This is a genomic window from Streptomyces caniscabiei (assembly GCF_014930365.1).
GTDB lineage: Bacteria > Actinomycetota > Actinomycetes > Streptomycetales > Streptomycetaceae > Streptomyces > Streptomyces caniscabiei.
In genome coordinates this window covers 91,331-114,454 of the sequence record NZ_JABXWI010000025.1, presented here as the reverse complement: position 1 = coordinate 114,454, position 23,124 = coordinate 91,331, and the positions used below count along the sequence as shown (strand labels likewise).

Sequence of the window (23,124 nt, the reverse complement as noted above, 5' to 3'; positions counted from 1 at the left end):
GAACGGACGCTTCCTTTGTACTCACCCGAGCTACTCTCGGGCTTTCCTCCGGGCAGTTTCCCTTCGGTCTTGCTGTCTTGCGTTTCCGACTCTATCAGACCGTTTCCGGTTCCGATTTCCTCGGTGCTTTCCAGGTTTCCGCTTCCGCGTTTCCCTTTCCGGCGGTTCCGACTCTATCAGATCCTTTCGGGCCTGATTCCCAGTCAGCGGGAGTTGCCTTCGCGGCCGTTGGGCCGTTCCGACGTCCCAAACCTTAGCGGATCTGTCCGGCAGTTCCCAATCGGGTCTGTCGAACCCATACCGAACCCAAATCGAATTGAATTCGGGCAGACCGAATTCGCCCCGTTGGGAGATCGTGCTGGTTGGTTTGGGTGCCGCTTGAGCGGCGGAGGTGCTGTCGCAGAACCGTTACGGCTCCGCGGCAACCCGAAGAACTCTACGGATCGCGGGGTGGATTGTCAAGCCTCCCCCGGGTGACCCGCGGCCAAACCTCGGCCGCCGCCGACGTACGGCCTCAGTCCAGGTCGGTGAGACGGCCGCCGGCGTCCGGCTGGGCGTGCTCGACGCGACGGAGGAGCCGGGTCAGCACCTCGCCCAGGACCGTGCGTTCCAGTGGAGAGAGGTCCTGGAGGAGGTCCTCCTCGAAGACCGAGGCGAGGCGCATGGCTGCCAGCCACTTCTCACGGCCGTCGGGGGTGAGCTCGACGATGACGCGTACGCGGTTGTTCTCGTCGCGCTCCCTCGTGACCAGGCCCTCCGTGACCATGCGGTCGATGCGGTGGGTCATGGCGGCCGGCGTCAGGCCGAGCCGCTTGGCCAGCTCGCTCGGGCCCATCCGGTACGGGGCACCGGAGAGGACGAGGGCCTTCAGGACCTCCCACTCGGCGTTGCTGATGCCGAGCTCCGAGGTCTGGCGGCCGTAGGCGACGTTCATACGGCGGTGGAGCCGGGAGAGGGCCGAGACGATCTTCTCGACCTGGGGGTCGAGGTCCTGGAACTCGCGCTGGTAGGCGGCGATCTGCTCTTCGAGTGTCGGCTCGGCGGTGCCGGAGGTGCCGGAGGTGCCGGGGGTGTCGCCCATGGGCCGCAGTATGGCACGCCACCGCTTGGCATCGAAGTCCTTCGAGGTGTACTGTTTAGGTCTAAGTTTTAGCTTCGAAGTCTTCACTGCTAATACCTACCCAGGTGTGCGGAGGGCTTCCCTACCTAGGCAGGTGAACGTGACCAGGGGGATGGGCGCAGCGATGCGCCGGATTCATGTGGCCAACGCGCTCGGCGCGTTCGGACTCGGCTTCACCGTCCCGTATCTGTACGTCTATGTGGCGCAGGTGCGGGATCTCGGTGCGATGACGGCGGGGTTGGTGCTGGCGGTCTTCGCCGTCGCCGCGCTCGTGGTGCTGCCGTTCGCGGGGCGGGCCATAGTCCGGCGCGGGTCGCTTCCGGTGCTGCTCGCCGCCCTGGTCACCGCCGCCGTCGGGTCGCTGAGCCTCGGGCTGGCCACGGGTGCGACGAGCGTGTTGCTGTCCGCGGCGGTGCTCGGGGCGGGGCAGGCCGTGATGCAGCCGGCGCTCGCGACGATGATCGTCGACTGCTCGGGGGCGGAGAACCGGTCGCGGGCCTTCGCCACTCAGTTCTTCCTGCAGAACCTCGGGCTCGGGGTCGGCGGGCTGATAGGCGGGCATCTCGTCGATGCCACGCGTGCGGGCTCCTTCGTTCTGCTGTTCTCCATACAGGCGGCGATGTTCCTGCTGCTCGTGGGTGTGATGGCGACCGTGCGGATACCGCGTGCGCCCAAGGTCGAGGGCGTGTCCGCGGGAGCGTCGAGCAAGGGCGGCTGGAAGCAGTTGCTCGGCAATCGGGCCATGGTGCAGCTGTGTGTGCTGGGCTTCGTGCTGTTCTTCGCCTGCTACGGGCAGTTCGAGTCGGGGCTCAGCGCGTACGGGGTGGAGGCGGCCGGGATATCGACCTCCGCGCTCGGGACGGCGCTGGCGGCCAACACCGCGGTGATCGTCGTCGCGCAGTTCGCCGTGCTGCGGTTCGTGACGCGGCGTCGGCGGTCCCGGGTGATCGCGGCCGTCGGTCTGATCTGGGCCGTGGCCTGGGCTGTCGCGGGCTTCGCGGGGCTCGGGCACGGGAGCCGGGAGATGGCCGTGGCCGCGTTCGTCTCGACGTACGCACTGTTCGGGCTCGGGGAGGCGATGCTGTCGCCGACCGTCGCGCCGTTGGTCGCGGACCTCGCTCCCGCCGGGCTGGCGGGACAGTACAACTCGGCCTTCGCCCTGGTGAAGCAGCTCGCGCTGGCGGTCGGTCCGGCGGTCGGCGGACCGATGGGCGCCTCGCTGCACGCGCCGTACATCGTGGCGTTCCTGCTGTGTTCGCTGGGGATCAGTGTGCTGGCGCTGCGGCTCGGGCGGCAGCTCACGGCCGTGCAGGACCAGCCCGCGCTCGCGAGCAGCCGTGTGGTCGCCGGGAGCGGGACGGCCGCCGTGGAGCCGGTGGCGGCCCGGGCCTGACAACCGGGCCCGCGGAAGGGGTCGGGCGCGGCCCCTTTCAGCCAGGGCACCGGCCACGGCACACGCCACCCGCTCCGGCACGGCGCGACGGACCGCGGCCGGGGTGTGCCCCAGGCCGCTCAGCCGGTTCCTGGCAGGGCGAACTCGCACCACACCGCCTTGCCGCCGCCCGGTGCGCGGCGGCTGCCCCAGTTGGAGGCGATGGTGGCGACGATGGCGATACCGCGGCCGGACTCGTCGGCGGGCTCGGCGCGGCGGCGCCGGGGGAGGTGGTCGTTACCGTCGGTGACCTCGACGATGAGGCGGCGGTCGGTGCGGCGCAGGCGCAGGCGCATGGGCGGGGTGCCGTGCTGGAGGGAGTTGGCGACGAGTTCGCTGGCGGCCAGGACGCCGAGGTCGTGCAGTTCCGGAGGGAAGCGCCAGCTGGTCAGGACGCCGGAGGCGAACGCGCGGGCGCGTGGGGCCGCTTCGACGCCGCCGAGGAGTTCGAGGGCAGCGTTGCGGAAGAGTTCGCTGTCGGGGCCGGTGCGGGAGGGGTGCTGGAGGACGAGGACGGCCACGTCGTCGTCGTGGTCGGCGGTGACGCCGGTGGAGCGGACCAGGCGGTCGCAGACGACCTGTGGGGTGCCGGTGGCGCCGGACAGGGCGCGCTCCAGGGCGGCGATGCCCTCGTCGAGGTCCTCGTTGCGCCGTTCCACGAGGCCGTCCGTGTAGAAGACGGCCGTGGAACCGGGGCCGAGGGGGATGGAGCCGGAGGCGTGGGTCCAGCCGCCGGTGCCGAGCGGCGGGCCGGTCGGTTCGTCGGCGCGCAGGACGGTGCCGCTCTCGTCCCGGACGAGGATGGGGAGGTGGCCGGCGGAGGCGTAGACCAGGCGGCCCTCGTTGGGGTCGTGGACGGCGTAGGCGCAGGTCGCGATCTGGTTGGGGTCGATCTCCGTGGCCAGGCCGTCGAGGAGTTGGAGGACCTCGTGCGGGGGGAGGTCGAGGCGGGCGTAGGCGCGGACGGCCGTACGGAGCTGGCCCATGACGGCGGCGGCGCGGACGCCCCGTCCCATGACGTCGCCGATGACGAGGGCGGTGCGGCCGCCGCCGAGGGTGATGACGTCGTACCAGTCGCCGCCGACGGCGGTCTCGGTGCCGCCGGGGTGGTAGACGGCGGCGATGCGCAGGTCGTCGGGCTGTTCCAGTTCCTGCGGGAGCAGGGAGCGCTGGAGGGTGACGGCGGTCTCGCGCTGGCGGCGCTCGCTGGCGCGCAGGCGTTCGCCGGCCTCGGCGTGGTCGGTGACGTCGGCGGCGAAGATCAGTACGCCGCCCTCGGTCTGTCCGGTGCCGCTCGGTACGTCGACGGGGGTGCAGGTGATCGTGTAGCTGCGGCCGCCGGGGGCCTTGCGGGACTTGACCGTGCGGGGTCTGGAGCTGCGCAGGACCTGGTCGAGCAGCGGGAGGAGGCCGAGGGCGTCCAGCTCGGGCAGGGCCGCGCGGGCGGGTTCGCCGAGGGGGCGTACGCCGAAGGCCGCGACATAGGCGTCGTTGACGTAGGCCGTGCGGTGGTCGGGGCCGTGGACGAGGGCGACGAGGGCCGGGATGCGGTCGAGGATCTCGCGGGTGGGGAGGTCGTCGACGGCGGGCACGGCCGGGTGGTCGTCCGGAGGGTCGTCGCTCTGCCGTTCGACACGGGCCGCGGGCACGGAGCCTTCCCCCCGCCGGTCCGGGGTGACCGTGTGTTCGGTCCGCGCTGCGGCGCGGCGCTGCGTACCGGGGAGCCGGGCGCTCCAGCGCGTGAAGTTCACCGAATCCTTGCCTCGTGCCTCGTGTGGTCGTCTGTGGCCGGCTCCGGATCCGGCCGGTGGCCCGGGGGGGGGTTGCCCCGGGTGCGGCGGTGGGGGACGCCTGGTCGTGGGTGCCTGTGGGCGAGGGGGTGGCCCCGCCCGGGATCATGGATCACGTCACGGACCAGTCTGGCCGACCGGACCGACATCCGTCAGACGTCGGCCTGGACGCCGGAGTTCCTGGATCCGGTCAGGACGACCCCTTCGGGTTCTCAGGAGGCTTTCCACCGGCCGCGAGTTCGAACTCCGCACGGGGATGTTCGAGTGAACCGAGCGAGACGATCTCCCGTTTGAAGAGTCCGGCGAGGGTCCATTCGGCGAGGACGCGGGCCTTGCGGTTGAAGGTGGGCACCCTGCTCAGGTGGTAGACGCGGTGCATGAACCAGGCCGGGTAGCCCTTCAGTTTCCGTCCGTAGACATGGGCGACGCCCTTGTGCAGGCCCAGCGAGGCGACCGAGCCGACGTACTTGTGGGAGTACGTCTCCAGAGGCTCGCCACGCAGCGAGTGGGCGATGTTGTCGCCGAGAGTGCGGGCCTGGCGGACGGCGTGCTGGGCGTTGGGCGCGGTCTCCTTGCCGGCTTCGGCGGTGACGTCGGGGACGGCGGCCGCGTCACCGGCCGCCCAGGCGTGCGCGACACCCTCCACCGCCAGCTCGGCGGTGCACTTCAGCCGCCCGCGCTCGTTAAGCGGCAGGTCGGTGGCGGCGAGGACCGGGTGCGGCTTCACCCCGGCCGTCCAGACGACCGTGCGGGTCGGGAAGCGGGCCCCGTCGCTGAGGACGGCGACGCGGTCGGCGCACGATTCGAGGCGGGTGTGCAGCCGTACGTCGATGTTGCGGCGGCGCAGCTCGGTGACCGTGTAGCGGCCCATCTCCTCGCCGACCTCCGGGAGGATGCGGTCGGAGGCCTCCACGAGGATCCACTTCATGTCCTCGGGCTTCACGTTGTGGTAGTACCGCGCGGTGTAGCGGGCCATGTCCTCCAGCTCGCCGAGCGCCTCCACGCCGGCGTAGCCGCCGCCCACGAAGACGAAGGTCAGGGCGGCGTCGCGGATCGCGGGGTCACGGGTGGAGGAGGCGATGTCCATCTGTTCGATGACGTGGTTGCGCAGGCCGATGGCCTCTTCGACGGTCTTGAAGCCGATGCCGTGGTCCGCGAGGCCGGGGACGGGCAGGGTGCGCGAGATCGACCCGGGGGCGAGGACCAGTTCGTCGTACGTCAGCTGCTCGGCGGTCGAGCCCTCCTCCTCGGTGGCGAGGGTGGTGAGGGTCGCGACGCGCTTGGCGTGGTTGATCGCGGTGGCCTCGCCGATGACGACCTTGCACTTGTCGAGGACGCGGCGCAGCGGTACGACGACATGGCGGGGCGAGATGGAGCCCGCGGCCGCCTCCGGAAGGAAGGGTTGATACGTCATATAGGGGTCGGGGGACACGACGACGATCTCGACGTCGCCGCGTCCGAGTTCCGGTTTCAGCTGTCGCTGCAAGCGCAGCGCTGTGTACAGCCCGACGTAACCGCCGCCGACGATGAGGATGCGCATCGGTTCCTTCACCATCCCATGACGCACCTTGCTCGTTGGTTTGTCCACAGGCCCGGCAATTTGTGTGACCGGTCGCCCAGGGGGCGCGGGGTTGGCCGATTTACCGGCGTGCACGACAGGTGCGCAGGTCAGGAGGTGTGAGACCGGTTGCAGGAGGGGGCGCAAACCGGACGTAAACCGCCCGTACTCCGATCGAGGGGCGCTCCGTGCGGAACGTGCCCCTTCTGAATTGACTCCCTCTCAACTATGTTCGTGTGTCGACGGGGTGTAGGGGGGATGCGTTCAAGAGATTCGGTCGGGTCCGGGGTCGAGATCGTGGATGTCGGGTCCGGGTCCGGATTCCGGGTGGGCCGCGACGGGCGGTCGGTCCGGGGACCGGGTCTCCGACGAAGGTGATCGGTGACCACCGAGGGCCTTGGACGCTCGTTCCGCCGCTCCGGCTTCCGATGACGGGGAGAGTCTCCGGGGGGAGACGTCATTACCGGGGGAACACGTATGCATATTCAGGAGTCTCATTGGTCGTCCGCGTCCACCATCGCACCCAGCGGTGCGATCGGCTCGGCGGGCGGCAACGGACGCGGTGACGGAGTGCGGTCCACTCCGCTCCGCGTGGACGCACAGCGCAACCTCGAGCACGTGCTGCGCGCGGCGCGCGAGGTCTTCGGCGAGCTGGGATACGGCGCGCCGATGGAGGACGTGGCCCGCCGCGCCCGGGTCGGCGTCGGCACGGTGTACCGGCGCTTCCCGAGCAAGGACGTCCTGGTCCGCCGGATAGCCGAGGAGGAGACGTCTCGGCTCACCGAACAGGCCAGGGTGGCGCTCGGGCAGGAGGAGGACCCGTGGCAGGCGCTGTCGCGGTTCCTGCGGACGTCGGTGGCCTCCGGTGCCGGGCGGCTGCTGCCGCCGCAGGTGCTGCGGGTCGGCGTCGCCGAGGACGGGTCCGACGAGGTCGGCGGGATCGTCGTCGACGAGGCACGGGTGCCGCAGCAGCGGATGCAGCCGACGACCGAGCTTCGGCTGGTGTCGGCGGACTCCGGTGCGGGTGGCTCCGCCGGTGGTCTCGGTGGGCCGGTGGACGATGCCGGTGCTTCGGCGCTGCTCGAGGTCGTGGGGCAGTTGGTGGAGCGGGCCCGGGCCGCGGGTGAGCTGCGCCAGGACGTGACGGTGGCGGATGTGTTGCTCGTGATCGCCACGGGTGCGCCTTCGTTGCCGGATGCGGCGCAGCAGGCTGCCGCGTCGGCGCGGTTGCTGGACATCTTGTTGGAGGGGCTGCGGTCTCGGCCTGCCTGAGGGTAGGTGGGGTTTCGCCCCAGGGGCGGCGCGGGGTGGTTTCTTTCGCCCCCGCCGCCCTTACCCGTTCCCTCCCCAGGGGCGCTGCCCCTTCGACCCCGGGGGGGGGCCGCTCGGATACGTTGCCGGGTGCGGGTTCGGTGGGGGTTCTCGCGCAGTTCCCCGCGCCCCTTAAGGGCCTGCGGCCCTCTCGGGGCGCGGGCTCGTCGATCCTCGTTCGAGTGAATGCGTGGCCTGAGGTCTGGGAAGTGCGCTCGGACGAGTGGTATGCCCGTAGTGCTAGGGACTGAACAAAAGCCAATATGGCACTCTGCCCTGGTGTTCGGGACGGTGTCGGCTGGCGGCGGGGGCTTCCGCGATGGGTGTTGACGGGCGGGACGAGTCGAAGTCGGCGGAGGGGGCGGAGGCGGAGGCCGGCACGGAGGCCGGGCCTCAGGTGCCGCGGCAAGGGGGGCGCGGCGTTCCGGCGCAGTGGGACCGTTCCGACTCCGGTGTGCTGCCGCCGAGGGCGCCCTCCGATGCCGATCTGATCGCGTGGATGCGGTCGGGGGACGACTCGGCTTACGAGGAGCTGTACCGGCGGCACGCGCAGGCCGTGCGTCGGTACGCCCGGACCTGCTGCCGGGACGCCCACACCGCCGACGATCTGACGGCCGAGGTCTTCGCCCGGATGCTGCAGGCGGTCCGCCGGGGCTCCGGCCCGGAGCACGCCGTACGGGCCTATCTGCTGACCTCGGTACGGCGGGTCGCCGCGACCTGGACGAGTTCCGCCAAGCGGGAGCAGCTGGTCGACGACTTCGCGGTGTTCGCGGCGCAGGCGTCGCGCGGGGCCGAGGTGTCGGACAGCGACACGCTGGACCTCGGGGCCGATGTGCGGGCGATGCACGAGGCCGAGCAGTCGATGGCGATGCAGGCGTTCCGTTCGCTGCCGGAGCGGTGGCAGGCCGTGCTCTGGCACACGGAGGTCGAGGACGAGTCGCCGAGCGAGGTCGCCACGCTCTTCGGACTGGACGCCAACGGCACCCGGGTGCTGGCCAGCCGCGCGCGGGAAGGGCTCAAGCAGGCGTATCTACAGGCCCATGTGAGCGCCACGCTCGCCGGGAACTCGGCGGAGTGCGCCCGCTACGCCGACCGGCTCGGGGCGTACGCCCGCGGCAGCCTGCGGACCCGGGCCGAACGGGGGCTGCGCGCCCATCTGGAGGAGTGCGCGGCCTGCCGGCTGGCCGCCGGGCAGATCAAGGACGTCGCGAGCGGGATCCCCGCCGTCGTACCCGTCGCGGTCATCGGGTGGTTCGGTGCGGCCGGGTACGCGAAGGTGGCCGCGCTCGTCGCGGGTGGCGCGGGGACCGGTGCGGCCGGGGCCGCGGGCGCGGCGGCGGGGGCCGGGGCCAGCGGTGGCTCCGGGGGCGCGGGGGCGGGTGGCGGGGCCGCCGCGGAGGGCCTCGGCGCGCCGGCGAAGGCCGGGATCGCGGTGAGTGTGGCCGGGATGGTCGCCGCGGCCGTGGCGCTCGCGCTGGCGAACGACGAGGTGAAACCCAAGGAGCCACTGGCCAGACCGCCCGCCTCGCAGCCCGCCGAGGCCGCCCCGGAGCCGGACCCTCCGACGGAGCCGGAGGAGAGGCCCGCGCCGCGGGTGCCCGCGAGGATGGTGCCGGCGTCCGAGCCGTTGCCGACACCGACCCCGTCGCCCTCCCGGCCGCGCGCCGCGACTCCGGCTCCGGCTCCGTCCGCGAAGCCGACTCCCGCTCCCACACCCACCCCCACGCCGACACCCGCACCGCCGAGGCCGTCCCCCACGCCGCCCCCGACACCCGCTCCCCCGCCCCCGCCCCCTCCCTCGGCCGTCTACCGGTGGAACGAACTGCGGTACGGCGTCCTCGGCGACGGCACCGAACCCGAGATGCGGCTCGGCAAGAGCGGCTGGGTCTGGCAGCGGTACGGGATGTCGGTCGCCGGGAGGCGGTACGCGAACGGGGTGACCGTGCACGGCCGCTCCTCGGTGACCATCGACCTCAACCGCCGCTGCACCTCGTACAACGCGCTCATCGGCGTCGACGACCTGACCCACGGCCTCGCCAGGGTCTACTTCTCCGTCTACGGCGACGGGGTGCGGCTGTGGAAGTCCGGGCTGGTGCGCGGCGGTGACCCGGCGGTTCCGGTCCAGGTGAACCTCAGCGGGCGGGAGACGGTGCGGCTGGTCGTCGAGCCGGACGGCCCCCACGACCTGGCGGTGCTGGCGGACTGGGCGGAGTCGTCGTTCAGGTGTGAGTGAGGGGGGCGGCCGCCCGCGTCATCTCGTACAGCGTCGGCTACTTCGCCGTCACCGTGTCGCCGTACGCCGTCGCTCCGCTCGTCGTGGAGGTCGCGGTGGCCTTCCAGCGCCAGGTGCCGGAGGTGCTGGCGGTGACGGTGGTGCGGAGCTTTCCGCCCGCGTCGGTGGTGACCGTCTTGACCGTGGAGTACGTGGAGGTACCGGACCGCTTGAACTGGAGGGCCACGGAGCGGCCCGCGTGCGGGACGTACGTGTTGGTGTTCCAGTCGGCCCGGGTCAGGGCGCCGGTGACGGTGAGTTTGCCGCCCTTGGCCACGGGCTCGGGGCCGGCCTGGGTGGTGGCGAGCTTGGCCAGCCGCTTCACCTGGATCTTGGCGCTGGTCTCCAGGTCGTAGAAGTCCTGGTCCTTGGCGGCCGCCTCGGCGGTGAAGCGCCAGGTGCCCGCCGAGCTGTTCCTGAGGTCGTAGTAGTCGGTGCGGTCGGCGTCCAGGGTGAACTTGAACACGCAGCGCATGGTGGTGGACGAGGGTCTGGCGCAGTCGGCGCTGCGGGCGTGGATGATCCGGTCGTCGGAGCTGACGAGCTTGGCCCCGAGGATGCCGTTGATGCCCGATCCGTCCTTGGCGGTGGCGGCGACGCTGACCGTCTGGGCCGCGCTGACGCCGATGTTGAAGGTCTTCTGGTTGAAGTTCACCGAGGTGAAGACCGTGTCGCCCTTCGCGGTGTCCGCGTGGGCGGCGGCGGGGACGAGCAGCGAGAGCAGCGCCGAGGTGGCGAGGGTGGCGGCCGCGGCCGTACGTGTACGCATGGTTCTCCAGGCACAGGAGCTACGGCACCTCGGGGCGCGCCGTGCGGTGGGGGCGCTTACGTGCACGTGAGGTGCTGGGGAGCCGGACGTCTGTCCGATCTCGATGGAGACCGTCGGCGGACCCGATTGGTTGTACGCATCCGGATGCCGAGATTCCGCTCCCCCTCCTGCCTCACCTGTCAGGCCCGTCGGGCCGTCGCCCCCGCGCCCAGGGCGCCCCGTTGCGGGGTGATGCCGGCCGGGACCGCGCGCTGTCTGGCCGGGGTGCCGGTCCAGCACGTGCCGCGGCGGGAGAGGAGGCGGCGGAGCCAGAGTTCGAGGGCGACGAGATCGGCGAGGCCGTCCAGCGGGAGGGGCTCGCCCTCGGCTGCCGCGCGGAGGGCCTTGCGGACCACGCGGGCCTCCACCAGACCCGCCTGGGCGAGGAGAGGCGTGTCGAAGAGGGTGATCAGCGTGTCGGCGGCCATCCGGAGGCCGGTGCGGGCGGCCGCGGTGGAGGTCGCGTGCGACGGGGCGCCCCAGCCGGGCGGGAGGTCGGTCACGCCGGCGCCCTCCAGGACCGTACGGAGTATGGCGGCGCGGGCGCCCGGCCGGACGCGCAGCGCCTCGGGGAGGGCCCGGCAGGCGCGGACGACCTGGTTGTCGAGGAAGGGGGTGTGGAGGCGCTGGGAGCGGATCTCGGCGGCCTGTTCGAGGACTCTGAGGTCGGCCGTGTGGCGGGCCAGGGCCGCGCGGGCGCGGAAGTCGCCGGGGCGCTGGCCGGGGCCGACGGTGGAGCGGCCGGTCGTCGCGCCCAGGCGAATCGATACTTCTGCCAGGGCCTCGCCGGTCAGCCAGCGGGCGGCGGGGCCGGGTCTGGCCCAGGTGAGGGCCGCCAGGGAGGCGCCCACCGCGCCGCCGGGCTCGTCGAAGCGGCGCTGCATCAGACGGGTGGCGAGGACTTCGACGCCGGCGCGGTACGGGGTGCGGGCCAGTTTTCGCGCGGCGCCGTAGACCCGGGCGGGGACCAGCACCGAGCCGTCGGCCTTGGCGAGGGCGGCGACCGGGCGGACCAGGTGGCGGCGTTTGCGGTCCATCAGGAGGTCGGCCAGCCGGGCCGGGTGGGCGTCCAGGACCTGGCGGGCGCCGTAGCCGGTGAAGTGGTCGGCGCTGCCGGAGGCCAGACGGGCGCGGTGGCGGGCGGCGGTCACGAGGGACGGGCCCGGCTCGTCGGTGAGGGGGACGTCGAGGTCGGCGTACGGGAGGACCTCTTCGCCGCCGGTCACGACGACGTGGTGGAGGCGGGGATTGGCGGCGAGCGTGCCCGCGCGCTCCAGTTCGGTCTCGCGGCCGGAGGTGGCCAGGTCGTTGAAGGTGACGGCGAGGAGGCGCTCACCGGCGCCCGTGCCGTGGCCGAGGACCGTGCCGGGAGCGCCGGGCAGTCCGGCGGCGAGCAGGGCCAGGGTGCCGGAGGCGGGGCCGCCGGAGACGTCGGCGCCGATGCCGGGCACGGGCATGCCCCGGGCGGCGCGGCGCTCGGCGGGGCCCATGCCGGGCACCGGGCCGGGATCGACGTCGGGCACGTGCCGGGGGGCCGAGAGGCGGACCCGTACGGACTCCACGAGGGCGTCGCGGACGGCGTCCACCGCGCTGGCCGGGTCGGCGGAGGGCGCGGCGACGGCGAGGGAGGCCACCTGCTCGTAGCCGGCGATCTCCCGCGCCCCGGCGCGCAGGATCAGTGCGTGCCCCGGAGGAATGCGGCGCACGCCGTCGTACGGAGTGGAGTCCTGGAGGGCGTCCGGTACGTCGGGGGCGGCCAGCAGGGCGGCCAGATGCCCGAAGTCGAGGTTGGCCTCGACGAGGTCGGCGAGGGGCAGGGCGGCGGTCGCGTACGCCGTGCCGCCCGCCCAGGGAGTGTGGAAGACCGGGCGCGCGCCCGCGAGGTCGCCGCAGACGGTCACCCGGCGGCCGACCTGGACGACGGCCGTGTAGCTGCCGGGCCAGGCGGTGAGATGGCGCAGGGCACCGCCGCGGGCGGCGAACAGGCCCACCCGCAGCTGCTCGTCGGAGGCGCCGCAGATACCGAGGACGGCGAGGCGCGTCTGGGCGTCGGCCTGCACGACGCGCACCTCGTCGGGGCGCCAGTCGCCGACGGCCCACAGCGGATCGGGGCCGCCCCAGAGCACGTGCGAACCGACCGGGCGCACGGTCTCGCCGTCGGGTCCGGTCGCGCCGACGGAGCCGTGGGCGGGCGCGCCAGCGGCGGTACTGCTCCATCCCACCAACCACCGCATCGACGCCTCCACAGGCTGTGGACAACCGGTGCACCGCACGAACGGCTCCCATGCTGCCACGAAGGAGGCTTGTCGGAGGGCGTGCGGCGTGGCTTGCACACCGGTAAGTGCGCCCCTGGGGAGCCCTGAGCGCTCCCCCGTCACACCCTCAAGTCGCCCCCGAGGAGGGGTGGTCGACAAAGGTGGACCCCGGGTCTACGACGTGAATGCGCCCCCGGTACGCTCCCCCAAAACACCTAACGCGCCCTCAAGAGACGTGGTCGGGGCGGTATTCACCCTCGACGACCACCGTCGATTTTCAGCCAAATCGGCCACGAGGGGCGAAGTTCACCGGCCCGCTCCTCCACCCCCGATGGCGACTCAGCGTCAACGCACAGTCCGGGAGGCGGAGTTCGCCCCCCGGACCGGTCCGCCGCCCGCGGGGATGTAGGCGGCGGTGTCCCCCAGCCCACTGGATCCAGTACAGCGGGCCGACCCACGCACGACCATGGAACCGCTCCCCCCATGGCCGGAGAAGAGCGCACGGACAGGCGCACGGCCACACAGCGGGAGCACGTGACAACACTCCGTACTTCGTCCGCACTTTCGTACGGACCACAATCCCGCCATCCGGATTTGGGCCCCTTAACGCTTGGGATGCGGCGAACTACGCTGGGTTTACGAATGCCGCGTGCCTATGCCGCCGCGGCAGCCGTCTGTTCGAGGGGTGGCGCAATGTCCAGGGAGCAACGCGGGCCGAACGAAAAGCTCGGCGCCGTTCTCGCCCTCGCGGGAATCAGCAACGCAGGACTCGCGCGTCGCGTCAACGATCTTGGCGCCCAACGCGGGTTGACACTTCGCTACGACAAGACCTCGGTGGCGCGGTGGGTCTCCAAGGGCATGGTCCCCCAGGGTGCCGCGCCGCATCTCATCGCGGCCGCGATCGGGCAGAAACTCGGTCGCCCGGTGCCGCTCCACGAGATCGGCCTGGCGGACGCGGATCCCGCCCCCGAAGTGGGCCTCGCCTTCCCCCGTGACGTCGGCCAGGCGGTGCGCGCGGCGACGGAGCTCTACCGCCTCGACCTCGCCGGCCGCCGCGCGGGCACCGGCGGCATCTGGCAGTCCCTCGCCGGATCGTTCGCGGTGAGCGCGTACGCGACACCCGCGTCACGCTGGCTCATAACCCCGGCCGACAGTTCGGTGGCGCGCGAGGCGGGCTCCGCTGAGGGCTCCGGGTCGCCGCTGAAGGTCGGCCACAGCGATGTGCAGAAGCTGCGGGAGGCCGCCGAGGACGCCAGGCGCTGGGACTCCAAGTACGGAGGCGGCGACTGGCGTTCGTCGATGGTGCCGGAGTGCCTGCGGGTCGAGGCGGCGCCGCTGCTGCTCGGCTCGTACTCCGACGAGGTCGGCCGCGCCCTCTTCGGAGCCTCCGCCGAACTCACCCGCCTCGCCGGCTGGATGGCCTTTGACACGGGTCAACAGGAGGCGGCGCAGCGGTACTACATCCAGGCGCTGCGACTGGCGCGGGCCGCGGCCGACGTGCCGCTGGGCGGGTATGTGCTCGCCACCATGTCGTTGCAGGCGACCTACCGGGGCTTCGGGGACGAGGGCGTCGACCTCGCGCAGGCCGCGCTGGAGCGCAACCGGGGGCTCGCCACCGCGCGCACCATGAGCTTCTTCCGGCTCGTCGAGGCGCGGGCGCACGCCCGCGCGGGCGACGCGGCGGCCGCCGGGGCGGCCCTCAAGGCCGCCGAGGGGTGGCTGGAGCGGGCCCGGGACGGCGACCACGACCCGAGCTGGCTCGGGTTCTACGGGTACGACCGGTTCGCCGCGGACGCGGCCGAGTGCTACCGCGACCTCAAGGCGCCGCGTCAGGTGCGCCGCTTCACCGAGCAGGCGCTGTCGCGGCCGACGGAGGAGTTCGTACGCTCGCACGGGCTGCGGCTCGTCGTGTCGGCGGTCGCCGAGCTGGAGTCCGGCAACCTCGACGCGGCGTGCGAGCAGGGGGTGCGGGCGGTGGAGGTCGCGGGGCGCATCTCGTCGGCGCGCACGACCGAGTACGTGAAGGATCTGCTGCACCGGCTGGAGCCGTACGGGGATGAGCCGCGGGTGATCGAGCTGCGGGAGAGGGCTCGGCCGTTGTTGATGACGCCGGCGTAGGTTTTGGGCGCCTGATCATCTGCCGGGTTTATGTGGTTTGCGCGAGTGCGGGTGCGTCGGGGCCGATCGCGCAGTTCCCCGCGCCCCTGAAGGGCGCGGCTCTGGGTGCCCGGCGACGAAGAACGTGATCGGCGTCATGCGGACGGCTTCCGGGTTTGAGGGCATTGTCAGTGGTGCAGTGCACTATCGGAGTCGGGAGGTGGGGCGCGTGCGGAGGCAGGGCGCTTACGACTGTGATGTGCTCGTCGTCGGCGGCGGGATCGTCGGGCTGTCCACGGCGTACGCGATCACGCGGGCGGCGCCGGGCACGCGGGTCACCGTGCTGGAGAAGGAACCGGGACCGGCCCGGCACCAGACCGGGCGGAACAGCGGTGTCATCCACAGCGGGATCTACTACCGGCCGGGCTCGCTGAAGGCGGCGTACGCGGTCAAGGGCGCCGCCGAGATGGTGAAGTTCTGCGCCGAGTACGGCATCGACCACGCCGTCACCGGCAAGCTGATCGTCGCGACGGAGCGGTCGGAGCTGCCCCGGCTGCACGCGCTGGTGCAGCGCGGCCGGGAGAACGGGATCCCGGTGCGGGAGCTGGGCGCCGCCCAGATCGCCGAGTACGAGCCGGAGGTGCGCGGGCTCGCGGCCATACAGGTCGGCACCACCGGGATCTGCGACTTCGTGGGCGTCGCGCGGCAGCTCGCCCGCGCGTCCGGCGCCGAGATCCGGTACGGCGCCGAGGTCGAGCGGATCGACCGGCGGGCGTCACTGGGGGTCGCCGTACGGGTGCGGGGCGGCGATGTGGTCCGCGGGCGGGTGCTGGTGAACTGCGCCGGGCTGCACTGCGACGAGGTGGCCCGGATGACGGGGGACGACCCCGGGATGCGGATCGTGCCGTTCCGGGGGGAGTACTACGAGCTGGCGCGGCCCGAGCTGGTGCGCGGGCTCGTGTATCCGGTGCCCGACCCGGCGTTCCCGTTCCTCGGGGTGCATCTGACCCGGGGGATCGACGGGGGCGTCCACATCGGGCCCAACGCCGTGCCCGCGCTGGCCCGGGAGGGGTACGGCTGGGGGACCGTACGGCCCCGGGAGCTGGGGGCGACGCTGGCGTGGCCCGGGTCCTGGCGGATAGCGCGGCGGCACTGGCGGTACGGGGCCGGGGAGCTTAGGCGGTCCGTGTCCAAGAAGGCGTTCACCCAGGCGGTGCGGCGGTTGTTGCCGGCGGTCTCGGAGGGCGATCTCGTGCCGGCCGCGGCCGGGGTGCGGGCGCAGGCCGTGCTGCGGGACGGGACGCTGGTGGACGACTTCCTGATCAGGGAGGGAGCGCGGGCGGTGCATGTGCTGAACGCGCCTTCCCCTGCGGCCACGGCTTCGCTGCCGATCGGGCGGGAGGTGGGGAGGCGGGCGCTGGCGGCGCTGGCCGGGGCGTGAGGTGCCTCGGGGTGGACGCGCGTGGGAGCCGCTTCGGTCGGGGGTCGTAAAATTGTGGGACTGTGTCTGACTCCATCGATGCCCCCGAGCCCCGCACCCCCGGTGCCTCCCTTCGGCACACCCGGGCCAAGGGTGAGCCCCGGTTCCCCGACGGGCCCAGGGCGGATCCCGCCGGGTCGCACTTCGAGCGGCGGATCCGGAGCTTCCAGCCGCGGCGAAGCCGGGTGACGGCCGGGCAGGCGGACGCCCTGCAACGGCTGTGGCCCAAGTGGGGGCTCGACATCGACGGGCGGGACCTGGACCTCGTCGAGCTGTTCGGCAACGACCGTCCCGTCGTGCTGGAGATCGGCTTCGGAATGGGCGAGGCGACCGCGCGGATGGCCGCCGCCGACCCCGAGACCAATGTCCTCGCCGTGGACGTGCACACACCGGGCCAGGGCAACCTGCTGAACCTCGCGGACCAGGGCGGTCTGTCCAACATCCGGGTCGCCAACGGTGACGCGATCATCCTTCTGCGGGAGATGCTCACGCCCGACTCGTTGGACGGGCTGCGGGTCTACTTCCCCGACCCCTGGCCCAAGAAGCGGCACCACAAGCGGCGGCTCATCCAACCGGAATTCCTCACCCTCGTCGCGTCACGGCTCAGACCGGGGGCAGTCGTGCACTGCGCGACGGACTGGGAGCCGTACGCCGAGCAGATGCTGGACGTGCTCACCGCGCACCCCGATTTCGAGAACACCCGGGTCGACGGCGGCTTTGCGCCACGTCCCGCGTTCCGGCCGCTGACCCGTTTCGAGGGGCAGGGACTGGACAAGGGTCATGTGGTGAACGATCTGCTCTTCCGCCGCGTACAGCAGCGTGAGCAGGAGCGGAACCCGAAGCGGAAGCAGGAGCAGGAGCAGAAGCAGCAGTCCGAACTGCCCCCCACAGGCGCCTGACGACTAGCCTTCACCGCCCGGCGGGGCGTACCACGCGCCGTCGCGGGCGGCGCCCGTCCCTCGTTAGGGTCAACGCAATGGCCACCAGTTCCCCCTACCCGACGCACCCCAGCGGTCCCACCGGTGGGTATGTGTTCAGGCCCACCCGCTGGTGGCAGCGGAAGAGCGTCAGATACGGGGCGCTCATAGGACTGCTCGCCGTCTCCGGGCTCGTCATCCTCGCGCTCGTCCGGGAGCAGACCGGCACGGAGGGGTTTCTCGTCGGGCTGGGGCTCGCGGTGCTGCCCGTGCCGCTGCTCATGGCGGCGTTCCGGTGGCTGGACCAGGTGGAGCCCGGGCCCTGGCGGAACCTGGTGTTCGCGTTCGCCTGGGGAGCCTGCGCGGCGGCGCTGATAGCCATCGTGGCGAACAGCTTCGCGACGCGGTGGATAGCGACGGCCACGGCCGACCCCTCGCACGCCGACACCCTGGGGGCCACCGTCATAGCCCCCGTGGTCGAGGAGACCGCCAAGGCCGCCGCCGTCTTACTCGTGTTCCTGTTCAGGAGACGGGACTTCACCGGGGTCGTGGACGGGGTGGTGATCGCGGGTTTCACCGCGACGGGCTTCGCGTTCACCGAGAACATCCTGTACCTGGGGACCGCCTTCGGGACGGACCAGCTCAGCGGGGGGAGCGGTCTCGCGTCGGTCACCGCGGCCACGTTCTTCGTGCGGGTGATCATGTCGCCGTTCGCGCATCCCCTGTTCACCGTGCTGACCGGGATCGGGTTCGGGGTGGCGGCGTTCGCCGCGGAGTGGCAGCGGGGGCGGCGGGTGCTCGTACCGGTGGGCGGGCTCCTGCTCGCCGTGGGGATGCACTCGGTGTGGAACGGGTCGGCGACGTTCGGGGAGTACGGCTTCTTCGCGGTGTACGCGGCGTTCATGGTGCCGGCGTTCGGGTTGCTGACGTGGTGGGTGATCTGGGCCCGGCAGCGGGAGTTGCGGATCGTGCGGGAGGGATTGCCTGCGTATGCGGCCGCGGGGTGGCTGACGCCGGTCGAGCCGTCCGTGCTGGGGTCGATGCGGGCTCGGCGGGTGGCGCGGGAGTACGCGGCGCACCACTTCGGGAAGGCGGGGGGCCGGTCGATCGCGGAGTACGAGGTGTGCGCGACGAAGCTGGCCTTCCACCGGTACCGGGGGTTGCGGGGGCGGGCCGGGGGTGACTTCGCGTTGCGGGAACGGGAGTTGTTGTTCGAGCTGTGGCGGCGGCGGGACTTGGCCCGGGCCGCGATGGGGTATGCGGGGCGGGAGGTCGAGGCGAAGTACGCGTACGGGTACGGGTACGGGGCCGCGCGGGGGTATGGGTACGGGGCCGCCGGCGGGGCGTACGAGGGGTACGGCGCGTACGAGAGGCACGGGGCGGCGGCGTATCCCTCGTACAACCCCTATCGGTATTAGCGCGCCGGGTGAGGGCGGGGTCGGGGCCGTGCCGGTGCGTTCCGTCCGGACCAGGGGTTACGCCGAGGCCTCGGTCAGGCGGGTCAGTTCTTCGGGGGTGAGGGTGAGGTCGGCCACGCCCAGGAGTGCGGGGAGTTGGTCCAGGGAGCGGGCCGAGGCGATGGGGGCCGCGACGGTCGGCTGGGCTGCCAGCCAGGCCAGGGCCACGGTGGCGGGGGCGACGCCGTGGGACTCGGCGATGTCGTCGAGGGCGGCCAGGACGCGGGGGCCCGCCGGGGTGTCGAGGTAGGCGCCGGCGCCCGCGGCCCGGGGGCTGTCGACCGTCGTGCCGGGGCGGTACTTGCCCGTCAGGAAGCCCTTGGCGAGGGCGAAGTACGGGACGGCGGAGAGGCCGGAGTCGGCGGCGACGGCCTGGAGGGGGCCCTCGTAGGTGTCCCGGGAGACCAGGTTGTAGTGGGGCTGGAGCGCCACATAGCGGGCCAGGCCCTCGGCGTCCGAGAAGTCCAGGGAGGCCTTCAGGCGTTCGGGGCTGATGTTGGAGGCGGCTGTCGCGCGGACCTTGCCGGCCTTCACCAGGTCGTCGAGGGCGGTGATGATCTCCTCGACGGGGACCTCGGGCTTGTCGAAGTGGGTGTAGTAGAGGTCGATGTGGTCCGTGCCGAGGCGGGCCAGGGAGGCGTCGGCGGCGGCCTTGATGTTGGCCGCCGTCAGGCCCTGGTACTCGGGGTGCTGGCTCACCTTGGTCGCGATGACCACGTCGTCGCGGTTGCCGCGGGACCTGACCCAGTTGCCGATGATCCGCTCGGACTCGCCGCCCTCGTTGCCCTCGACCCAGGACGAGTACGAGTCGGCCGTGTCGATGAAGTTGCCGCCGGCCGCCGTGTAGGCGTCGAGGACGGCGAAGGACTGTGCCTCGTCCGCCGTCCAGCCGAAGACGTTGCCGCCGAGGGCGAGCGGGAAGACCTCGATGTCGGACGAGCCGAGCCTGCGAAGAGAAGTCATGTCCGACGTCAACCAGCGGACCGGACGCCAGCATTCCCCATCGGTGGGAGGGATGCCGACGGTTCGCCAGGCGCGGGGCGCTCCGGAGAGCACACGAACGCCGCGTCAGCCCGGGGGCGTACGCGGCGTTCGCTGTGCTGTGGGGGCTGCGGCTTACGGGGTCAGGCCCTTGCTGCGGAGCCAGGCCGCCGGGTCGATGCCGCTGGCCGAGCCGCCGGGGTGGACCTCCATGTGGAGGTGGGCGCCCGTGACGTTGCCGGTGGCGCCGACGCGGCCGATGACATCGCCGGTGGCGACCTTCTGGCCGACGCTGACGCCGATGGAGGACTGGTGGGCGTACCAGATCTCGGTGCCGTCATCGAGGGTGAGGACGGTCTTGTAGCCGTAGGAGCCCTCGTAGCCGGCCTGTGTGATGGTGCCGCTGTGGACGGCCTTGATGAGCGTGCCGGTGGGGGCCGCGAAGTCGAGGCCGGTGTGGTAGCCGGAGGACCAGTACGGGCCGGCCTGACCGAAGGTGGAGGTGAGGGTGTACGAGGAGGTGGGAAGGGTGAACTGCTTCGCCAGGGCGGCGAGACGCTCGGCTTCCTTCTTCGCCGCGGCCTCCTCCTCCGCCTTCTTCTTGGCGGCGGCCTCCTTGGCCTCGGCTTCCTTCTTCTCCTTGGCGGCCTGCTCGGCGGCCTTGTCCGCGGCGGCGGTCTGCGCGGCCTCGGCGGCGGCCTTGTCGAAGGCGTCCTGCTGGGACTCGGCCTGCGCCATGATGCGGGCGCGCAGCGCCTCGCCGGCGTCCGCGGTGCCCTGTTCGGTCTCGGCGGCGGTCAGACCGGCGCTGCTGAGGGGGGTCCTGGAGGCCTCGGGCTCCGGCTCGTCGGCCTCGTCCTCGAAGACCGAGCCGACGTTCGGCATGTCGGGCATCGATATGGAGACCGGGGCCTTGCCGGACTGCGCGCTGGCCATGCCGGCGCCGCTGACGGCGGCTATGACACCGACGCCGAGGACCGTGGAGCTACGGGCCAGTCCGTTACGGGCGAGTACGCCGCTCTTCTTGGCGACGCGGTGCCGGCCGCGAGCGGGGCGCAGGGTGTCCTCGTTCGGATTCCACTCCTGCCAGGGGCCCTCGTTGTCGCTGTCATAGCTGCCGTAGCCGAACGTCTGGCTCTCGCCGTCACGTTGGGCCGGCACGAACGGGGCTTCGGTCGCGGACCGGTTCGACGCCACGTGGGCGTACTCCTTCCTTCCTCCTCGCCTACCGGGTTAGCTGACGGGTTCGGAGCAGGAAGGTCTCCTACGCGCGTAAACCGGTCGTGCGTACAGCCACGGCGGTTTCCGTGCGATTCACCCCAGGGTGGTGGTTCCCCGGTTCCCTTGCGGGATTCGGCGCGTGAGCACGGAGCCGTCTCTTGTGACGGCTGGGACGACCGCGCTGCGTTATCGAACGTTAATAGACGCGAGTACTCCATTCCAAGCTGTTCTGAATGATCGTTCCGGCTTTCGCGCTGGACTTTACGGGTCATGAGGGGTGGAAAACGGGCGAGTTGACCTTGACTCACGAGTAACAGTTGCCTTGACGGGACGTCAGTTTCTCTACGGAACACGGTGACACGGACACGCTCGGTGACATCGGTGGCATCGGTGTGGGGGTGGGGCCGTCACTCAGGGGCGGCGGACCGCCAGGAGGGCCATGTCGTCCGTGGTGCGGTCACCCGTGTGCCGGCGGACCTCCTGCGCGAGAGTCGTCAACAGGGCGCGCGGGGCGGTGAAGCTGCGGCCGGCCAGGCGCGCGGCCGGGTCGTAGAAGACGCCGTCCGCGTCCCGCGCCTCGGAGAGGCCGTCGGTGTAGAAGAGCAGCGTGGCGCCGGACGGGAATCCGGTCTCCTCCGCGCGGTCGGGCCAGGTGCCGAGGTCGTCCATGCCGAGCGGGAGAGCGGGCTGCCGGGCGTCCAGCGTGCACAGGGTGCCGTCGGCGTGCAGCAGCAGGGGCGAGGGGTGGCCCCGGTTGACGATCCGGGCGCGACCGACGCCGTGCGGGAACTCGGCGAGCACGGCCGTCACGAACCCCTCGTGCTCGACCGCCGCGTCCCGTCGCGTGGCCTCCCGCCGTGTCCCCTCCCGGGCCAGCGCGCGTTCCAGCCGCTGGGCCACCGCTTCGAGTGTCGCCTCCTGTTCGGCCGCCTCCCGGAACGCCCCGATCAGCACCGCCACCGCCGACACCGCCCCGAGCCCCTTGCCGCGGACGTCGCCGACGATCAGCCGTACACCGTGGGGCGAGTCCTGCACCGCGTACAGATCGCCGCCGATCGACGCCCCGGCCTGCGCGGCCTCGTACCGCGCGGCGACCTCCAGCCCGCCGATCCGCTCCTGCGGCACCGGCAGTACGGCCCGCTGCGCCGCCTCGGCGATCTCCCGGGCGGTGGCGAGCCGGGCGTCGCTGCGGCGGACGAGGCGGTTGATCAGTACGGCCAGTACGGCGACGGTGGCCACCGTGGCGATCTCGGTGAGCTCGTCCACCCGGCCCGCGTCGTCGTAGTAGAAGCGCACGAAGGCGATCCCCGCCACCGACGTGACGCCGACGACCACCGTGCCGAGCAGTGTGAAGAGCGGGGCCGTCACCAGGGGCGCAGCGGTGAAGAAGGGGACCGCGGTGAACTCGCGCGGGGTGAAGTGGTCGTAGAAGAGGCCGGTGGCGATCAGCAGCACGGGAAGGGCGCGGGCGAGCGTACGGGCGTACGAGAACCGCCGCCCACCCGGCTCCCGCACGACCTCCACGCCCTCTCGGTGCCCCACGGATACAGGGTTTCCGGGGGCGGACGGCGGGGCTAGTCGACGGGGCCGAGTGGGCTAGGGCCTGTCGGAGGGGGTGCGGTGCGGGAGGGCAGGTGAGTGGGTGGGCGGGGGCGGGCCGGGTCAGCCGGCCGTGAGACCCGTCAGGCCCGTCGCGCCCGTCAGCTCGTGCAGGGGGAGGGTGTGCTGGGTCTGGAGGACCTTGGCGCGGAGGTAGCGGACGTTGTGGGCGGTGGTGAAGACGCCCGTGGGGACGCGGTCGCGGACGGCCACGCCGAGGTCGCGCAGCTGCTGGGCCTTGTCGGGGTTGTTGGAGAGCAGATCGAGCTCGTCGATGCCGAGGGCACCCAGCATCTGGGCCGCCGCCGTGTAGTCCCGGGCGTCCTCCGGCAGCCCGAGCGCCGCGTTCGCCTCGTAGGTGTCGAGGCCCTGGTCCTGGAGGGCGTACGCGTCGAGCTTGTTGTAGAGGCCGATGCCCCGGCCCTCCTGGCGGAGGTAGAGGAGGACGCCGCCGCGGTCGGCGATCCGCTCCACCGCCTCGCGCAGCTGCGGTCCGCAGTCGCAGCGGGCCGAGCCGAACACATCGCCGGTCAGGCACTCGGAGTGCAGCCGGACCAGCGGGGCCGCGCCGGGGGCGGGGTCGCCGAGGACGATCGCCAGGTGCTCCCGGCCGTCGACGAGGTCGTGGAAGGTGACCATCTCGGCGTCGACGCCGTAGCCGTCCTGGAAACGCAGCGGTACCCGGACGCGGGCACGCGGGGTGGCAGCGGGAAAGTCGGGCATGCGGTTCTCCGGTCCTGGTGCGGGGTGTCGCTGTGCTTCAGTTTTGAAGCACAACGCTCGGAGTGACTCTAACCCGTGCTTCAAATTTCAAGCAACCGGTTTG

General features: G+C 72.2%; 16 protein-coding genes and 1 riboswitch. Of the genes, 7 read left to right on the top strand and 9 right to left on the bottom strand.

Going from position 1 to position 23,124, the window contains the following annotated elements; all coding sequences use genetic code 11:
* Positions 1 to 514: 514 nt before the first annotated feature.
* On the bottom strand, positions 515 to 1,081 hold the full coding sequence (locus HW837_RS42480) for a MarR family winged helix-turn-helix transcriptional regulator (protein ID WP_193381381.1): 567 nt from the start codon (positions 1,079 to 1,081) through the stop codon (positions 515 to 517).
* Positions 1,082 to 1,232: 151 nt separating this feature from the next.
* On the opposite strand from HW837_RS42480, the gene HW837_RS42475 reads away from it, so the two are divergent.
* A complete protein-coding gene (locus HW837_RS42475) occupies positions 1,233 to 2,513 on the top strand; it encodes an MFS transporter (RefSeq protein ID WP_193381393.1) in 1,281 nt (426 codons plus the stop codon).
* 119 nt (positions 2,514 to 2,632) lie between these two features.
* On the opposite strand, the gene HW837_RS42470 is transcribed toward HW837_RS42475, so the two are convergent.
* Complete coding sequence (locus HW837_RS42470) at positions 2,633 to 4,303, bottom strand: ATP-binding SpoIIE family protein phosphatase (protein ID WP_045563338.1); 1,671 nt, start codon at positions 4,301 to 4,303, stop codon at positions 2,633 to 2,635.
* Between the two features lie 229 nt (positions 4,304 to 4,532).
* Positions 4,533 to 5,897, bottom strand: a complete 1,365-nt coding sequence (locus tag HW837_RS42465) for an NAD(P)/FAD-dependent oxidoreductase (protein ID WP_193381380.1) — start codon at positions 5,895 to 5,897, stop codon at positions 4,533 to 4,535.
* Positions 5,898 to 6,377: 480 nt separating this feature from the next.
* On the opposite strand from HW837_RS42465, the gene HW837_RS42460 reads away from it, so the two are divergent.
* The gene (locus tag HW837_RS42460) at positions 6,378 to 7,172 is read left to right on the top strand and encodes a TetR/AcrR family transcriptional regulator (protein WP_060884145.1); all 795 of its coding nucleotides are present in this window, start codon (positions 6,378 to 6,380) and stop codon (positions 7,170 to 7,172) included.
* Between the two features lie 358 nt (positions 7,173 to 7,530).
* A complete protein-coding gene (locus HW837_RS42455) occupies positions 7,531 to 9,444 on the top strand; it encodes a sigma-70 family RNA polymerase sigma factor (protein WP_193381379.1) in 1,914 nt (637 codons plus the stop codon).
* 37 nt (positions 9,445 to 9,481) lie between these two features.
* On the opposite strand, the gene HW837_RS42450 is transcribed toward HW837_RS42455, so the two are convergent.
* Both HW837_RS42450 and HW837_RS42445 read right to left on the bottom strand, forming a co-directional pair.
* Positions 9,482 to 10,252 (bottom strand): hypothetical protein, encoded by a 771-nt coding sequence (locus tag HW837_RS42450; RefSeq protein ID WP_060884144.1) that lies wholly within the window; start codon positions 10,250 to 10,252, stop codon positions 9,482 to 9,484.
* A gap of 179 nt (positions 10,253 to 10,431) precedes the next feature.
* The gene (locus HW837_RS42445) at positions 10,432 to 12,525 is read right to left on the bottom strand and encodes an asparagine synthase-related protein (RefSeq protein WP_193381378.1); all 2,094 of its coding nucleotides are present in this window, start codon (positions 12,523 to 12,525) and stop codon (positions 10,432 to 10,434) included.
* Positions 12,526 to 13,239: 714 nt separating this feature from the next.
* Between HW837_RS42445 and HW837_RS42440 the strand changes: the two genes are divergently transcribed.
* From HW837_RS42440 to HW837_RS42425, 4 genes are all read left to right on the top strand, one after another.
* Complete coding sequence (locus HW837_RS42440; protein ID WP_045563333.1) at positions 13,240 to 14,664, top strand: NsdA family TPR-like regulatory protein; 1,425 nt, start codon at positions 13,240 to 13,242, stop codon at positions 14,662 to 14,664.
* Between the two features lie 208 nt (positions 14,665 to 14,872).
* A complete protein-coding gene (gene lhgO, locus HW837_RS42435; RefSeq protein WP_060884142.1) occupies positions 14,873 to 16,084 on the top strand; it encodes an L-2-hydroxyglutarate oxidase in 1,212 nt (403 codons plus the stop codon).
* Between the two features lie 62 nt (positions 16,085 to 16,146).
* Entirely contained in the window at positions 16,147 to 17,022 is an 876-nt protein-coding gene (gene trmB / locus HW837_RS42430) for a tRNA (guanosine(46)-N7)-methyltransferase TrmB (RefSeq protein ID WP_234442855.1), read from the top strand.
* 77 nt (positions 17,023 to 17,099) lie between these two features.
* Complete coding sequence (locus HW837_RS42425; protein ID WP_193381377.1) at positions 17,100 to 18,458, top strand: PrsW family intramembrane metalloprotease; 1,359 nt, start codon at positions 17,100 to 17,102, stop codon at positions 18,456 to 18,458.
* Between the two features lie 57 nt (positions 18,459 to 18,515).
* On the opposite strand, the gene HW837_RS42420 is transcribed toward HW837_RS42425, so the two are convergent.
* The 4 genes from HW837_RS42420 to HW837_RS42405 form a co-directional block, all read right to left on the bottom strand.
* On the bottom strand, positions 18,516 to 19,460 hold the full coding sequence (locus tag HW837_RS42420; protein WP_093791030.1) for an aldo/keto reductase: 945 nt from the start codon (positions 19,458 to 19,460) through the stop codon (positions 18,516 to 18,518).
* Between the two features lie 153 nt (positions 19,461 to 19,613).
* Complete coding sequence (locus HW837_RS42415) at positions 19,614 to 20,675, bottom strand: M23 family metallopeptidase (RefSeq protein WP_045563328.1); 1,062 nt, start codon at positions 20,673 to 20,675, stop codon at positions 19,614 to 19,616.
* A 10-nt stretch (positions 20,676 to 20,685) separates the two neighbouring features.
* Positions 20,686 to 20,847, bottom strand: a riboswitch (cyclic di-AMP (ydaO/yuaA leader).
* Positions 20,848 to 21,110: 263 nt separating this feature from the next.
* Positions 21,111 to 22,223, bottom strand: a complete 1,113-nt coding sequence (locus tag HW837_RS42410; protein WP_045563327.1) for a PP2C family protein-serine/threonine phosphatase — start codon at positions 22,221 to 22,223, stop codon at positions 21,111 to 21,113.
* Between the two features lie 138 nt (positions 22,224 to 22,361).
* Positions 22,362 to 23,021 (bottom strand): GTP cyclohydrolase II, encoded by a 660-nt coding sequence (locus HW837_RS42405; protein WP_045563326.1) that lies wholly within the window; start codon positions 23,019 to 23,021, stop codon positions 22,362 to 22,364.
* Positions 23,022 to 23,124: the final 103 nt, after the last annotated feature.